Genomic DNA, 15,703 nt, shown 5'->3' on the forward strand with positions numbered 1-15,703 from the left:
ATAGCTGCGTTGTGCACCAATCTTGTACACAACGTGGCCCGCATCCTAGCCACGCATCAGGCAGATTCCGGGCAGTTGCTATGCAAACTTAGTAAATTGCGCCGGCATTAACCCCGCTAATGGGCGTCGGGGGCCAGCACGTTGGTGGAGGGGCGCTGGAATGTCCCGCATCACCTTCGCGAGTGCGTGACAGTGCGGATCGGGATGGGCCGCAAGGCGTCTTTTTGCAGCCAATGGCCGAGCTATTGGCAAGAAAAGCAACGCGGCGGACCGCCCGAGCAGCGCTATCACGGACCGCTGGGAGTGATGCGGGGCATCCCTAGGATAATCACGCCCCATGTCCCTCCTGCCCCACCAGCTCGAACTGCTCTCCCCCGCGCGCGACGCCGACATCGGCATCGAAGCCGTCAACCACGGCGCCGACGCCGTCTACATCGGGGGGCCCGCCTTTGGCGCGCGGGCCAGCGCGGGCAACGACATCCGCGACATCGAGCGGCTGGTGAAACACGCGCACCGCTTCAACAGCCGCATCTTCATCACGCTGAACACCATCCTGCGCGACGACGAACTGGAGGCCGCGCGCCAGATGGCCTGGCAGGTGTACGAGGCGGGCGCCGACGCACTCATCATCCAGGACATGGGCCTCCTGGCCCTTTCCGACATGCCGCCCATCCAGCTGCATGCCAGCACCCAGACGGATATCCGCACGCCCGAGAAGGCGCGCTTTCTGCAGGACGCAGGCCTGTCACAGATCGTGCTGGCGCGCGAGCTGACGGTGCAGCAGATCGCCGCCGTGCACAAGGCGCTGGGGCCGGTGGACGCGCCCGGCCGCGCCAACATCGAGTTTTTCATCCACGGCGCGCTGTGCGTGGCCTACAGCGGCCAGTGCAATATCAGCCATGCGCAAACGGGCCGCAGCGCCAACCGGGGCGACTGCAGCCAGGCCTGCCGCCTGCCCTACCAGGTGACCGACGCGCAGGGCCGCTTCATCGCGCACGACAAGCACGTGCTGAGCATGAAGGACAACAACCAGAGCGACAACCTGCGCGCCCTGATTGACGCGGGTGTGCGCAGCTTCAAGATCGAAGGGCGCTACAAAGACATGGGCTATGTGAAGAACATCACCGCCCACTACCGCACGCTCATCGACGAGATCCTGGAAGAGCGCGAGAGCGCGGGCCGCCCGCTGTCGCGCTCGTCCAGCGGCGCCACCACCTTCACCTTCACGCCCGACCCGCTGCAGAACTTCAACCGCGAGTTCACCGACTACTTCGTGACCGGCCGCAAGGAAGACATCGGCGCGTTCGACACCCCCAAGAACCCGGGCCAGGCCATCGGCTGGGTGACCAAGGTGGGCCCCGATTTTGTGGAGCTGGAAGTGAGCGACCCCGCCACCGTGCTGCACAACGGCGACGGCCTGTGCTACTACGACCTGCACAAGGAGCTGGTGGGCATGGCCATCAACGTGGCGGAGCCGGTTTCCGCACGCAGCGTGGGGCAATGGCGCGTGTACCCCAAGGACCCGATGGACGGCTTCAAGGACCTGCGCAAGGGCACGGAGGTCAACCGCAACCGCGACATGGACTGGGTGCGCACGCTGGAGAAAAAGTCCAGCGACCGCCGCATCGGCCTGTGGGCGCAGCTGAGCGAAACGCCCACGGGCTTCAGCCTGCTGCTGACCGACGAGGACGGCAACGTGGGCGCGGCCGAGGTGCAGCAGCCCCACCAGGCCGCAACCGATGCCGGCAAGGCCGAGGCCAGCCTGCGCGAGCAGCTCGGCCGCTTTGGCGCCACCATTTTTGCGGTGCACGCCATTGCGCTCTCGCTCTCGCAGCCGTGGTTCGTGCCCGCCTCGGTGCTCAACGCGCTGCGCCGCGATGCGCTGGCCGACCTGGAAGCCTGCCGCGCGCGCAACTTTGCCCGCCTGCAGCGCGCGGTGCCGGTGGAGCCGCCCGTGCCCTACCCGGAAGACACGCTCTCGTTCCTGGGCAACGTGTTCAACCAGAAGGCGCACGATTTTTATGTGCGCCACGGCGTGAAGGTGATAGCTGCGGCCTATGAGGCGCACGAGGAGGAAGGCGAGGTCAGCCTGATGATCACCAAGCACTGCGTGCGATTCAGCATGAGCCTGTGCCCCAAGCAGGCCAAGGGCGTGACGGGCGTGCAGGGCACCATCAAGGCCGAGCCGCTGATGCTGATCAACGGCAAGGAAAAGCTCACCCTGCGCTTTGACTGCAAGCCCTGCGAGATGCACGTGGTCGGCAAGATGAAGAAGTCGGTGCTGAACCAGCACGACAAGGACATGCAGGCCGTGCCGCTGCAGTTCTACCGCACCCGGCCCGCTGCCAAATCACTCACAAAATGATAGCCTTCAGCGCTTACCCAGTAAGCGCTGAAGGCTATTTTCATTCATATTTTTACGCAGGGTGCGTGCCGCGCGGCGCCGCATCCCGCGCCAGCCGCAGCCCGGTGAACTGCCAGCGCGCCGTGGCCGGGAAGAAGTTGCGGTAGGTCAGCCGCTCGTGCCCCGGAGGGGTGGCGAGCGAGCTGCCGCGCAGCACGTACTGGTTGACCATGAACTTGCCGTTGTATTCGCCCACCGCGCCATCGGCCACTCGGAAGCCGGGGTAGGGCGAGTAGCTCGATTGCGTCCACTGCCAGGCCGCGCCAAACCACTCAGTCGCTACCTGCGAATGGTTTTGCGCCGCGTGCTCCCATTCGGCCTCGGTCGGCAGCCGGGCACCCGCCCAGCGAGCGAAGGCATCGGCCTCGAAGTACGACAGATGCAGCACGGGCTGGCTGCCCTGCAGCGGCTGCAGGCCCGTCAGCGTGAAGTGCAGCCATTCGCCGTCGGCTGCGCGCTGCCAGTACAGCGGGTGCGCCAGGTCCTGTGCGCAGCGCCAGTCCCAGCCCTCGGCCAGCCACAGGGCGGGGTCGGCGTAGCCGCCGGCGTCCACAAACGCCGCGTATTCGGCCTGCGTGACCAGGCGCGATGCGATCTCGAACGGCTGCAGGAACACGCGGTGGCGCGGCGATTCGTTGTCGAACGCGAAGCCCGCGCCGCCATGGCCCAGGTCGGCCAGGCCGCCGTTCAGGGGGTGCCACGCCGGCCGGGCCGGGTCGTCATCGCGGCCATGCACGGGCGCGCCACCTTCCGGCAGCGCCCCGTAGGCCGGCCAGAGCGGGTTGCGCGACAGCAGGTGCAGGATGTCGGTGAGCATCAGCTCCTGGTGCTGCTGCTCGTGCTGCAGGCCCAGCTCGACCAGCGCACACACGGCCGCATCGTGCAGCACGCCGGGCAGCAGCCGCGCCATGCGGGCGTCCACGTTGGCGCGGTAGTCCAGCACCTCGCTGAGCGCGGGCCGGGTCAGCAGGCCGCGCTCGGGGCGCGGGTGCTTGGCGCCCACGCCGTTGTAGTACGAATTGAACAGCACGCGGAACGCAGGGTGGAAGGGCGCAAAGCCGGGCTCGTTCGGCTCCAGCACAAAGGTCTCGAAGAACCAGGTGGTGTGGGCCAGGTGCCACTTCACGGGGCTGGCGTCGGGCATGGACTGGGCCGCGCAGTCCTCGGCCGACAACGGGGCTGCCAAGGCGCGCGAGCGCTTGCGCACTACCGTGTAGCGCGCATGCAGGTCGTTCGGGTTGGTGGTCATGGCTGTCGTATGCGATGGGCGTGGGGCGTGGGGAGCATCAGGGCCGGGCGTGCACCACGGCAAACCAGCCCCGCTCGTCCGTCCAGGCCTGGGCCTCGCTGAAGCCCGCGCGCTCCAGCATGGCGGTGAACACGGGCAAGGGGTATTTGTAGCTGTTCTCGGTGTGGATGCGCTCGCCCTGCTCGAACACCCGCCCGCCGCCCGGCCAGCGCACGCGTGAGTCGGCACGCGCCTCCAGGTGCATCTCGATGCGCGACTCCTGCGGGTTGAAAAAGGCCCGGTGCTGCCATTGGTCCAGGTCGAAATCGCTGCCGATCAGGCGGTTCACATGGCGCAGCACGTTGCGGTTGAACTCGGCCGTCACGCCCGCAGCGTCGTCGTAGGCGGCTTCCAGCACCTGCACGTCCTTGGGCAGGTCGATGCCGATCAACAGCCCGCCGTCGTCGTCCACCAGCTCGCGCATGTGGGCCAGCAGTTCCATCGCGTGCGGCGGGTCGAAGTTGCCGATGGACGAGCCGGGGTAGAACACCAGCCGCCCCGCCCTTGGGATGTCGGCGGGCAGCTGCACGCCGTGCGTCATGTCGCCACCGACCGCGCGGGCGTCCAGCCAGGGCAGGTCGGTCTGCAGGCCGGCCACGGCCTCGCGCAGGTAGTCCGCAGAGATGTCCACCCCCACAAAACACGCAGGCCGCACCAGTTGGCACAGGGTGCGCGCCTTCTGGCAGTTGCCGGCGCCCAGTTCGATCAACGTGCGCCCCGCGCCCACCGACCGCGCAATGTCGCCCGCATGCTGCTGCATCAGCGCATGCTCGGTGCGGGTGGGGTAGTACTCGGGCAGCCGCGTGATGGCCTCGAACAGGCGCGAACCCTGCTGGTCGTAGAAGTATTTGGGCGAAATGCTGGCGGGCCGCTGGCTGAGCCCGTGGGTGATGTCGTCGGCGTCTCGGGTCCGTGGCATGGCGGGGGTGCTAGGTGGGGCGCCGCAGGCGCGGGGCACGGCAGGGGCGGTTGTCCACCGACCCCTCGCCGCCTCGAAGCCGCCCATTCTGCGCACATTGCATCGGCGTGTATGTAGGCCAAGACCCTTCGGCGGTCCGGCTCGGCCCTGCGTGGCGGTCGCGGCCTCACTCGGGCTCGCCCCTTGGCACCTGCCATCCCCGCGGAGCTTTCCTGGATTTTTTGGCACTTTTGCCCCAAGCCATGCTCCAAGCCGCTGATTGACGGAGGCCCCATGCCTATCTCCCCTACGTTCGCGCCCTCGCAGCCCTGGCACTCACCCGCAGACCCTGCCCGGCGCAGGACGCTGCAGCGCGCGGCTTGGAGCGCGGCCGCTGTGGCGGTTCCCGCGCTGGTGCAGGCCTCCTGGGCGCAGGGTGCGCAGCGCCTGCAGCCCACACCCCGGCAGACGGAAGGCCCCTTCTACCCCGTCGCCCTGCCCGCCGACAGCGATGCCGACCTGCTGCGCAACGGCTCGCTGAGGCACTACGCCGAAGGCCAGCCCGTGTGGGTGGAGGGCCGCGTGACCGACACGCAGGGCGCGCCGCTGGCGGGCGGGGTGGTGGAGATCTGGCAGTGCGACGCCGCCGGCCACTACCACCACCCGGGCGACGGCGGTCGGGCGGCCGAGGCCTTCCAGGGTTTCGGGCGCGTCACGCTGGGGCACGATGGGCGCTACCGCTTCCGCACCATCCGCCCCGCGCCGTACTCTGGCCGCACGCCCCACATCCATTTCAAGGTGCGCCTTGCGCAGCGCGAGCTGCTGACCACGCAGATGTATGTGACCGGCGACCCCGGCAATGCGCGCGACTTTTTGTGGAGCCGCCTGAGCGAAGCCGATCGCGCCGCGCTCACCGTGCCTTTCACCGCCTCCAGCGACGGGCCGCGCGCCGAGTTTGCACTGGTGGTGCAAACCTGAGGCAGGGCGCGCCGGAGCCGGTACAGTGCGCGCTTTGCCATTGCTTCTCTCGCCTGTTCATCTCCCGCCTGTCGCATGGATTCCGTCAGCCAATTCGTTCTGGGCGCCTCGGTCGCCCTCTCCACCATGGGGCGGCGCACCGCCGTCTGGAAGGCCGCCGTGTGGGGCGGCATCGCAGGCACGCTGCCCGACCTGGACGCATTCATCGACCACGGCGACGCCATCCTCAACATGGTGCTGCACCGCGCGCAGAGCCATTCGCTGCTCTACCTGTCGGCCCTGTCGCTGCCGCTGGCCTGGGCCGTGTCGCGCCTGCACGGCGAGCCCGCGCTGCTGCGGCGCTGGTGGCTGGCGCTGTGGCTGGCCCTGGTCACCCACCCCTTGCTCGACTGGTTCACGGTGTATGGCACCCAGCTGCTGCTGCCGTTCACGCACTTTCCGTATGCCGTCGGCAGCATGTTCATCATCGACCCGCTCTACACCCTGCCGCTGCTGGCGGGCGTGGTGGCAGCCCTGGCCATGCGCCAGGACCGGGGGCTGGCCTGGGCGCGGGGCGGTCTGGCGGTGAGCACGGCGTATCTGGCCTGGAGCGTGGCCGCCCAGCACCAGGCCCTGCAGCAGATCATGGCTTCGCCGCCCGAGCGGGAGCTGGCGCCGCACCAGATTCTCGTCACCCCCGCGCCGTTCAATACCCTGCTCTGGCGCGCCGTGGTGGTCACGCCCACGCATTACTACGAGGGCTATGCCTCGCTGCTCGATGGCGGCCGCCCCGTGCGCTGGAGCCGCCACGCACGCGGCGCCGACCTGTATGCGCAGCACCGGCAGGCACCGCTGGTCGCGCGGGTGGCGCAGTTCAGCCATGGGTTCTTCAAGATGAGCGAGGCGGGAGGCGACGTGTTCATCACCGACCTGCGCATGGGCAGTGAGCCCACCTACACCTTCCACTTCAACCTGGGCCCGGGGCCGCAGCTGGCCGAGGGCGGGCGTGCCAGCACGCAGCAATGGCAGCGCCCCGACCTGGCCACCGCCCTGCCCTGGCTCTGGCAGCGCATGTGGGGGCGCGATGTCAGCCTGAACTGAGCGTTCAGGCGAGACTCCTAGGCTAGGAGTCCGCGCGGCAGAAGGAGCATCGGCTGCAACGCTTCAATGCCTTCTACCGCTCAGACTCCTACGCGGCGGCCGCGCAGGCGCTGCACCAGCGTCACGCCGGCCAGCACCAGGCCGCCGGCCACGATGCCGACCACAGCGTTGAGCAGATTTTCGGCCACCACTTGCCACACGCCGCCGGCGGGCCACTGGCCGGCGGCAGCCGCAGCGCCCTCGATCGCGTGGTGCAGCGCTGGCACGCCGTGCACCAGAATGCCGCCGCCCACTAGGAACATCGCCGCCGTGCCCGCCACGGACAGGCCCTTCATCAGCCAGGGCGCTGCGCGCAGGATGCCTGCGCCCAGGGCGCGCGCCGCGCCGCCCGTCTTGGCGCTGAGCCACAGGCCCAGGTCGTCCAGCTTGACGATGCCCGCCACGAGCCCGTAGACGCCGACCGTCATGAGCACCGCAATGCCCGACAGCACCGCCACCTGCGTCCCAAACGGTGCTGTGGCCACCGTGCCCAGGGTGATGGCAATGATTTCGGCCGACAAGATGAAATCGGTGCGCACGGCGCCCTTGATCTTGTCCTTTTCGAACGCGACAAGGTCGATGTCGGGATTGGCATTGGCATGGGCGCGGCTCGCGTGTTCGGCCGCATCTTCGTGCGGCGAGTGCAGAAACTTGTGCGCCAGCTTTTCAAAGCCCTCGAAGCACAGGAAGGCGCCGCCCAGCATCAGCAGCGGCGTGACAGCCCAGGGCGCAAAGCTGCCGATGAGCAACGCAGCGGGCACCAGGATGAGCTTGTTCACGAACGAGCCCTTGCACACGGCCCACACCACGGGAATCTCCCGCTCGGCCTGCACGCCCGTCACCTGCTGGGCATTCAGGGCCAGGTCGTCGCCCAGCACGCCTGCCGTCTTCTTGGCAGCCACTTTGGTCAATACGGACACATCGTCGGCCATGGTGACGCCCTTCTTCGCGGCCACCTTGGTCATGACGGCCACGTCGTCGAGGATGGTGGCGATATCGTCGAGCAGGGCCAGCAAGCTGCCAGAAGCCATGAAAAGTCCTTGAAGGGGATGAAAAGCGCCGACTATAGCAACGCGCCAAGACGATGCTGCGGCTCTTCTGCGCCCCATGAAAAACGGGGCCAAAGCCCCGTTGAACATCGTCCTCTACGCACCGCCCCGCGGCCTGTTGCGGCCCGTCCAAGGCGCGCAAGCGCCCTACCCCATCCGTCGAGAGCGCACAGCCCCACGCCCGGGCAGCCGAGCAAGGGCCGCCCCGCAGCGAGGCCTGCGTCCCCCTTCCCGAAACGCGCAGCGATTCGAGAGAAGGGGGAAGCGGCGCAGCCGCTCAGGGGGTAGTCCCTGCTCAATCCACCCACTTGCGCGCATTGCGCCAGATGCGCATCCAGCCGCTGTACTGCGCCGGGTCTTCGCTGGTCCAGCTCATCTGCACGTTGCGGAACACGCGCTCGGGGTGCGGCATCATGGCCGTGAAGCGGCCATCCTGCGTGGTCACAGCCGTGAGGCCACCCATGCTGCCATTGGGGTTGAAGGGGTATTGCTCCGTCGCGCGGCCGTGGTTGTCCACGTAGCGCATGGCGGCAATGGCCTTGTCGGCGTTGCCCCGGTACTTGAAGTTGGCATAACCCTCGCCATGCGCCACCGCAATCGGCAGGCGGCTGCCCGCCATGCCTTGCAGGAACAGGCTGGGCGACTCCAGCACTTCCACCAGCGAAAGGCGGGCCTCGAAGCGCTCGCTCTGGTTGGTGGTGAAGCGCGGCCAGTCTTGTGCGCCGGGGATGATGTCGGCCAGCTCGGCAAACATCTGGCAACCGTTGCACACGCCCAGGCCGAACGTGTCCGCGCGGCCGAAGAAGCCCTGGAACTGCGCGGCCAGCACCGGGTTGAAGGTGATGGAGCGCGCCCAGCCGATGCCCGCGCCCAGCGTATCGCCATAGCTGAAGCCACCGCAGGCGACCACGCCCTTGAAGTCTTCGAGCTTGACCCGGCCGGTCTGCAGGTCGGTCATGTGCACGTCATACGCCTCGAAGCCTGCTTCGGTGAAGGCGTAGGCCATTTCGATGTGCGAGTTCACGCCCTGCTCGCGCAGGATGGCCACCTTGGGCTTGGCGAGGTTGAGGTACGGCGCAGCCACGTTGTCGGCCGCGTCGAACGTGAGGTGCACGTGCAGGCCGGGGTCGGTGGGCTCGCCCGCAGCAGCGTGCTCGGCATCGGCATTGGCGGGGTTGTCGCGCTGCTGGCAGATCTTCCAGCTCACCGCATCCCACACCTGGTGCAGGTCGGCCAGCTTGGCGCTGAACACCGCCTTGGCATCGCGCCAGACCTGCAGCTCGCCCTTGCCAGCGTCGATCTCGGACGACGCCGGGCGCGTCTTGCCGACGAAGTGGCTGAACTTGGACAGGCCGTGCTCGCGCAGGGTCTGCATGACCTCGTTGCGCTCGGCGGTGCGCACCTGCAGCAGTACGCCCAGCTCTTCGTTGAACAGCGCCTTGAGCGTGAGCTCCTCGCGGCGTGCGCTCACCTGCTGCGCCCAGTTCTTGGCGTCGCCGGTTTCCATGCGGCTGTCGCTGATGCCGTCGCCTTCGGTGACCAGCAGGTCCACATTCAGAGCGACGCCCACATGGCCCGCAAAGGCCATTTCGGCGGCCGCAGCCAGCAGGCCGCCATCGCTGCGGTCGTGGTAGGCCAGGACCTGGCCCTTGGCGCGCAGCGCATTCACGGCGTTGACGAGGTTGACCAGGTCCTGGGGGTCATCCACATCGGGCACCACGTCGCCGCTTTGCTCCAGCGTCTGGCCCAGGATGCTGCCGCCCATGCGGTTCTGGCCCTTGCCCAGATCGATCAGCACCAGGGTGGTGTCGGCCTCGGTGGCATCGAGCTGCGGTGTGAGCGTGCCGCGCACGTCAGACAGCGAGGCGAAGGCGCTCACGATCAGGCTGACCGGCGAGGTGACCTTTTTCTTGTCGGAACCTTCGCTCCACTGGGTGCGCATGGACAGGCTGTCCTTGCCCACGGGGATGGAGACGCCCAGCGCAGGGCACAGCTCCATGCCCACGGCCTTCACGGTCTCGTACAGCGCGGCATCTTCTCCGGGCTCGCCGCAGGCGGCCATCCAGTTGGCCGACAGCTTGACGCGCGGCAGCTCGATGGGAGCCGCCAGCAGGTTGGTAATGGCTTCGGCCACGGCCATGCGGCCGGACGCAGGTGCGTTGATGGCGGCCAGCGGCGTGCGCTCGCCCATGCTCATCGCTTCGCCCGCAAAGCCCTTGTAATCGGCCAAGGTTACGGCGCAATCGGCCACCGGCACTTGCCAGGGGCCGACCATCTGGTCGCGGTGGCTCAGGCCGCCCACGGTACGGTCGCCGATGGTGATGAGGAATCGCTTGGAGGCGACCGTGGGGTGGGCCAGCACATCGATCACGGCTTTTTGCAGCGGCACGCCGGTCAAGTCCATGGGCACGAACTCACGCGCCACGGTTTTCACGTCGCGGTGCATCTTGGGCGGCTTGCCCAGCAGCACATTCATGGGCATGTCCACGGGCAGCTTCTGGTCGTCCGCCGTGGCAGCAGGGTCGTGCAGCACCAGCTGGCGCTCTTCGGTCGCCGTGCCGATCACGGCGAACGGGCAACGCTCGCGTTCGCAGAAGGCTTTGAACTGTTCCAGCGACTCGGGCGCAATCGCCAGCACGTAACGCTCTTGCGATTCGTTGCTCCAGATTTCCTTCGGGCTCATGCCGGACTCTTCGAGCTGCACGGCGCGCAGGTCGAAACGCGCGCCGCGGCCTGCGTCGTTGGTCAGCTCAGGGAAGGCGTTGGACAAACCGCCCGCGCCCACGTCGTGGATGGCCAGGATGGGGTTGTTGCTGCCCTGCGCCCAGCAATGGTTGATGACCTCTTGCGCACGGCGCTCGATCTCGGGGTTGCCGCGCTGTACCGAGTCAAAGTCCAGTTCGGCCGCGTTGGTGCCGGTGGCCATGGAACTGGCCGCGCTGCCGCCCATGCCGATGCGCATGCCGGGGCCGCCCAGCTGGATCAGCAGTGAACCGGCGGGGAACTCGATCTTCTTCGTCAGCTCGGCGTCGATCACGCCCACACCGCCCGCGATCATGATGGGCTTGTGGTAGCCGCGCTGCACGCCGCCCACTTCCTGCTCGTACTCGCGGAAGTAGCCGTTCAGGTTGGGGCGGCCGAATTCGTTGTTGAACGCTGCACCGCCGAGAGGCCCTTCGACCATGATCTGCAGCGGGCTGGCAATGTGCTCGGGCTTGCCGACGCTGCTGCCCCAGAGCTTGGACACGGTGAAGCCCGTGAGGCCTGCCTTGGGCTTGGAACCGCGCCCGGTAGCGCCTTCGTCGCGGATCTCGCCGCCGGCGCCGGTGGAGGCACCCGGGAACGGCGAAATGGCCGTGGGGTGGTTGTGCGTTTCCACCTTCATCAGCACATGCTGGGTGACGCTACTCTTTTGATAGCTGTTAGCGCTTGATGGATAAGCGCTAGGGGCCATTTTGGCCACAAACCTTTCGACCTGGTGGCCTTCCATCACCGAGGCGTTGTCCGAATACGCGATCACCGTGTGCTGGGGCGCCAGCTGGTGGGTGTTGCGGATCATGCCGAACAGGCTCTTGTCTTGCGCCACGCCGTCGATGGTGAACTGGGCGTTGAAGATCTTGTGGCGGCAGTGCTCGCTGTTGGCCTGGGCGAACATCATCAGCTCCACGTCGGTGGGGTTGCGCTTGAGGCCATTGAACGCGTTGACGAGGTAGTCGATTTCGTCGTCGGCCAGCGCCAGACCGAAGCGGGTGTTGGCCGCTTCGAGTGCCGCGCGGCCACCGGCCAGCACGTCCACATGCTCCATGGGTGCGGGCTGCAGTTCGGTGAACAGGGCTGCGGCGGCGCTGCGGTCTGCCACCACCGACTCGGTCATGCGGTCATGCAGCAAGGCGGCGACCTGGCCCCATTGCTCGGCGGTCAGCTCGGGCGCCTTGCCCAGCAGGCCCGCCTTCAGGCTGATGCGGTATTCGGTGATGCGCTCCACGCGGCGGATGGCGATGCCGCAGTTGCGCGCGATGTCGGTGGCCTTGGAAGCCCAGGGCGACAGCGTGCCCAGGCGGGGGGTGACGATAAGGACAGCACCGTCTTCGGGGCCTGCGTACGGGTCGCCATAGGTCAGCAGCGCGGCCAAGCGCTCTTGCTCAGCGGGCGTGGGGGCTGCATCGGTGGCAACCAGGTGCACGAAACGCGCTGCAATGCCGCTGATCTTGGGGTGGATCGCCTCCAGGGCGGGTTGGAGTTGCTGGGCGCGGAAGGAGCTGAGGGCGTTGCCGCCCGCCAGCGTGGTCATGTGCAAGGTCACGGTAGCGGCCTGTTGGGGTCTGAGGGGGTGGGAGTGCTTCGGCCCGGCGGCATGCCCTGCATGCGGCCAGTGCGAAGCCCGCCATTTTACCGGGCATGGCCTCGCGAACCGCGCGGCGCGGGGTGCGATGGGATAATCCGGCGCATGAGCATCACCATCAAAAGCGCCGAGGACATCGAGGGCATGCGCCTGGCCTGCCGCCTGGCCTCCGAAGTGCTGGACTACATCACACCGCACATCAAACCCGGCATCACCACCAAAGAGATCGACCGCCTGGGCGCCGAATGCATGGCCCACCAGGGCACCATCTCGGCCACGGTGGGCTACCAGCCGCCGGGCTACCCGCCCTACCCCGCATCGCTGTGCACCTCGGTCAACCACGTGGTCTGCCATGGCATCCCCAACGACAAGCCGCTCAAGAAGGGCGATATCGTCAACGTGGACGTGACCGTGATCACCAAAGACGGCTGGTATGGCGACAACAGCCGCATGTTCCTGATCGGCGAGTGCTCCATCGCCGCCAAGCGCTTGTCGGCACTGACCTTCGAGGCCATGTGGCACGGCATCGTGCAGGTCAAGCCCGGCGCACGGCTGGGCGACGTCGGCCACGCCATCCAGAAGTTCGCCGAAGGCCACGGCTTTTCAGTGGTGCGCGAATTCTGCGGCCACGGCATCGGCCAGAAATTCCACGAAGAGCCGCAAGTGCTGCACTATGGCAAGCCCGGCACGCTCGAAGAACTGGTGCCCGGCATGGTGTTCACCATCGAGCCCATGATCAACGCCGGCCGCCGCGAGGTGAAGGAATTCGGCAACGACGGCTGGACCATCGTGACCAAGGACCACAGCCTGTCGGCGCAGTGGGAGCACACCGTGCTGGTCACGCCCACGGGTTACGAGGTGATGACGCTGTCGGCCGGCTCGCCGCCTTTGCCGGCCTTTGTGACGGCCACCCGGACCTGAGCACCCGAGCCCCGCGCGGCCTGCGGGCTCAACGCTTGCATCGCCGGTTCTGCAGCCCCATCCATCGCGATACCAGACCCCCATGACCGAAATCCATGCCCTGCGCGATGCCTACCGCCAAGACAAGGCCGCGCTGCTGACCGCCCTGCAGGCCACGGGTGCTTCCACGCGCGGCATCCGCGTGTTGCTGCGCAAGCTCTCCACCCTGGCCGGCGACCTGCTGCAGACGCTGTGGCTGCGCGCCGAGCTGCCGGCCGACATGGCGCTGGTGGCGGTGGGCGGGTTCGGACGGAACCAGCTGTTTCCGTATTCGGACGTCGACGTGCTGCTGCTGATGCCGGACGGCGCCGAGCCGGAAGCGAGCAGCTCGCTGCGCACGCGGCTGGAGGGCTTCATCGGCAGTTGCTGGGACGCGGGGCTGGAGATCGGATCGAGCGTGCGCACCGTGGCCGAGTGCCTGGCCGAGAGCGCGGGCGACGTGACGGTGCAGACCTCGCTGCTGGAGTCGCGCCTGGTGTGCGGCGACGCGGCGCTGTACGCCCGGTTCCAGCGGAAGTTCCGTGCGCGGATAAATCCGCAGGCCTTTCTGGTCGCCAAGACGCTGGAGATGCGCCAGCGCCACAACAAATACGACAACACGCCCTACTCGCTGGAACCCAACTGCAAGGAATCGCCCGGCGGGCTGCGCGACCTGCAGATGATCCTTTGGGTGTCGCAGGCGGCCGGCCTCGGATCCAACTGGGCGGAACTGGCCGCCAGCGGAATGGCCACGGCCTTCGAGGTGCGCCAGATCGAGCGCAACGAGGCCTTGCTGTGCCTGATCCGCGCGCGTCTGCATGCGGCCGCCGGGCGGCATGAAGACCGCCTGGTGTTCGACCTGCAGACCGCCGTGGCCGAATCGTTCGGCTACCGCTCGGTGTCCCCGGACGGCGCGCGCCTGCCGATGCGCGCCAGCGAATGCCTGATGCGCCGCTACTACTGGGCGGCCAAGGCGGTGTCGCAGCTCAGCCAGATCCTGCTGCTCAACATCGAGGAGCGGCTGAACCCGTCCACGCACGAGCCGCGCCCCATCAACGAGCGCTTCTTCGAGAAGGCCGGCCTCATCGAGGTGGCCAGCGACGACCTGTACCAGCGCGACCCCCACGCCATCCTGGAGACCTTTTTGCTCTACCAGACCACGGTGGGCCTCAAGGACCTGTCGGCCCGCACCTTGCGTGCGTTGTACAACGCGCGCGGCGTGATGGACAGCGCCTTCCGCCGCGACCCGGTGAACCGTGCCAACTTCATGCGCATCCTGCAGCAGCCCTCGGGCATCACGCATGCCATGCGGCTCATGAACCAGACCTCGGTGCTGGGGCGCTACCTGTGGGCGTTTCGCGGCATCGTGGGGCAGATGCAGCACGACCTGTTCCACGTCTACACGGTGGACCAGCACATCCTCATGGTGCTGCGCAATGTGCGGCGTTTCTTCATGGCCGAGCATGCGCACGAATACCCGTTCTGCTCGCAGCTGGCCGGCGGCTGGGACAAGCCCTGGCTGCTGTACATCGCCGCGCTGTTCCACGACATCGGCAAGGGCCGGGGCGGCGACCACTCGCAAATCGGCGCGGTGGAAGTGCGGCGCTTTTGCCGCCAGCACGGCGTGGACCGCGAAGATGCGCGGCTCATCGAGTTCCTGGTCAGCGAGCACCTGGCCATGAGCCGCATCGCGCAGAAGGAAGACTTGTCCGACCCCGACGTGATCGCCAGCTTTGCGCGGCGCGTGGGCAACGAGCGTTACCTGACGGCGCTGTATCTGCTCACGGTGGCCGACATCCGCGGCACCAGCCCCAAGGTGTGGAACGCCTGGAAGGGCAAGCTGCTGGAAGACCTGTACCGCGCCACCCTGCGCACCTTGGGCGGCCGCGCACCCGACGCCGCCGCCGAGATCGAGGCGCGCAAGCGCGAAGCCCTGGTGCTGCTGGCGCTGAGCGCGCTGCCCTTCGAGGCGCACAAGGCCCTGTGGGCCACGCTGGACGTGAGCTACTTCATGCGCCACGAGGCCGCCGACATCGCCTGGCACACGCGCCACCTGTCGCGCCACGTGGGCACCCCGCGTGCCGTGGTGCGGGCGCGCCAGTCGCTGGCGGGCGATGGCCTGCAGGTGATGGTGTACGCGCCCGACCAGGAAGACCTGTTCGCCCGCATCTGCGGCTACTTCGACCGGGCGGGCTTCAGCATCCTGGATGCACGTGTTCACACGGCCAACAACGGGCACGCGCTGGACACCTTCCAGATCGTCGCCTCGGACCAGGCGGGCCACTACCGCGAACTGACCCACATGGTGGAGAGCGACCTCGTGCGCGTGATCGAAGAAGGCGGCCCGCTGCCCGAGCCTGCACGCAAGCGGGTGTCGCGCCGGGTCAAGAGCTTTCCCGTGGCGCCCCGCGTCACCTTGCGCCCCGACGAAAAGGCCCAGCGCTGGCTGCTGGCCATCTCCGCCAGCGACCGCGCCGGCCTGCTCTACCTGGTGGCCCGCGTGCTGGCGCAACACCACCTGAGCGTGCAGCTCGCCAAGGTCAGCACCCTGGGCGAGCGGGTGGAGGACACCTTCCTGGTACAGGGCCCGGAGCTGCAGAACAACGCCCGGCAAATCCAGATCGAGACGGAGCTGCTGCGCGAGCTGTCGGCCTGAGCCTCGGAATATTGGCCGGCGATTTGCTTC

General features: G+C 67.7%; 9 protein-coding genes. 5 read left to right on the forward strand and 4 right to left on the reverse strand.

Annotated features, from left to right (window positions below; all coding sequences use genetic code 11):
- The first annotated feature begins 337 nt into the window (after positions 1 to 337).
- Positions 338 to 2,365, forward strand: coding sequence for a peptidase U32 family protein (locus ACOQFS_RS12630; RefSeq protein WP_421563211.1), 2,028 nt, complete (start codon positions 338 to 340; stop codon positions 2,363 to 2,365).
- A gap of 52 nt (positions 2,366 to 2,417) precedes the next feature.
- On the opposite strand, the gene egtB is transcribed toward ACOQFS_RS12630, so the two are convergent.
- Positions 2,418 to 3,653: an ergothioneine biosynthesis protein EgtB gene (egtB, locus tag ACOQFS_RS12635; protein ID WP_421563212.1), complete on the reverse strand. Its 1,236-nt coding sequence runs from the start codon at positions 3,651 to 3,653 to the stop codon at positions 2,418 to 2,420.
- Positions 3,654 to 3,690: 37 nt separating this feature from the next.
- A complete protein-coding gene (gene egtD, locus ACOQFS_RS12640) occupies positions 3,691 to 4,611 on the reverse strand; it encodes an L-histidine N(alpha)-methyltransferase (RefSeq protein WP_421563213.1) in 921 nt (306 codons plus the stop codon).
- Positions 4,612 to 4,884: 273 nt separating this feature from the next.
- On the opposite strand from egtD, the gene ACOQFS_RS12645 reads away from it, so the two are divergent.
- Together ACOQFS_RS12645 and ACOQFS_RS12650 are read left to right on the forward strand one after the other, a co-directional pair.
- Positions 4,885 to 5,568: an intradiol ring-cleavage dioxygenase gene (locus ACOQFS_RS12645; protein ID WP_421563214.1), complete on the forward strand. Its 684-nt coding sequence runs from the start codon at positions 4,885 to 4,887 to the stop codon at positions 5,566 to 5,568.
- A gap of 75 nt (positions 5,569 to 5,643) precedes the next feature.
- Positions 5,644 to 6,648 carry a metal-dependent hydrolase gene (locus ACOQFS_RS12650; protein ID WP_421563215.1) on the forward strand — a complete coding sequence of 335 codons (1,005 nt, stop codon included), beginning with the start codon at positions 5,644 to 5,646 and terminating at the stop codon, positions 6,646 to 6,648.
- Positions 6,649 to 6,728: 80 nt separating this feature from the next.
- Here the strand turns inward: ACOQFS_RS12650 and ACOQFS_RS12655 are convergent, their stop codons facing one another.
- Both ACOQFS_RS12655 and purL read right to left on the reverse strand, forming a co-directional pair.
- On the reverse strand, positions 6,729 to 7,718 hold the full coding sequence (locus ACOQFS_RS12655) for a DUF808 domain-containing protein (protein ID WP_421563216.1): 990 nt from the start codon (positions 7,716 to 7,718) through the stop codon (positions 6,729 to 6,731).
- Between the two features lie 313 nt (positions 7,719 to 8,031).
- Entirely contained in the window at positions 8,032 to 12,039 is a 4,008-nt protein-coding gene (purL, locus tag ACOQFS_RS12660) for a phosphoribosylformylglycinamidine synthase (protein ID WP_421563217.1), read from the reverse strand.
- Between the two features lie 144 nt (positions 12,040 to 12,183).
- Between purL and map the strand changes: the two genes are divergently transcribed.
- Together map and ACOQFS_RS12670 are read left to right on the forward strand one after the other, a co-directional pair.
- Positions 12,184 to 12,999: a type I methionyl aminopeptidase gene (map, locus tag ACOQFS_RS12665; RefSeq protein WP_421563218.1), complete on the forward strand. Its 816-nt coding sequence runs from the start codon at positions 12,184 to 12,186 to the stop codon at positions 12,997 to 12,999.
- Positions 13,000 to 13,081: 82 nt separating this feature from the next.
- Positions 13,082 to 15,673 (forward strand): [protein-PII] uridylyltransferase, encoded by a 2,592-nt coding sequence (locus tag ACOQFS_RS12670; protein WP_421563219.1) that lies wholly within the window; start codon positions 13,082 to 13,084, stop codon positions 15,671 to 15,673.
- The last annotated feature ends 30 nt before the right edge of the window (positions 15,674 to 15,703 follow it).

The organism is Paracidovorax sp. MALMAid1276 (assembly GCF_049198005.1).
Taxonomy (GTDB): domain Bacteria; phylum Pseudomonadota; class Gammaproteobacteria; order Burkholderiales; family Burkholderiaceae_C; genus Acidovorax.

Bases quoted from the DNA above. Each gene is read 5' to 3' on its own strand.
- ACOQFS_RS12630 (WP_421563211.1), top strand. From the start codon at position 338: ATGTCCCTCCTGCCCCACCAGCTCGAACTGCTCTCCCCCGCGCGCGAC.
- egtB (WP_421563212.1), bottom strand. From the start codon at position 3,653: ATGACCACCAACCCGAACGACCTGCATGCGCGCTACACGGTAGTGCGC.
- egtD (WP_421563213.1), bottom strand. From the start codon at position 4,611: ATGCCACGGACCCGAGACGCCGACGACATCACCCACGGGCTCAGCCAG.
- ACOQFS_RS12645 (WP_421563214.1), top strand. From the start codon at position 4,885: ATGCCTATCTCCCCTACGTTCGCGCCCTCGCAGCCCTGGCACTCACCC.
- ACOQFS_RS12650 (WP_421563215.1), top strand. From the start codon at position 5,644: ATGGATTCCGTCAGCCAATTCGTTCTGGGCGCCTCGGTCGCCCTCTCC.
- ACOQFS_RS12655 (WP_421563216.1), bottom strand. From the start codon at position 7,718: ATGGCTTCTGGCAGCTTGCTGGCCCTGCTCGACGATATCGCCACCATC.
- map (WP_421563218.1), top strand. From the start codon at position 12,184: ATGAGCATCACCATCAAAAGCGCCGAGGACATCGAGGGCATGCGCCTG.
- ACOQFS_RS12670 (WP_421563219.1), top strand. From the start codon at position 13,082: ATGACCGAAATCCATGCCCTGCGCGATGCCTACCGCCAAGACAAGGCC.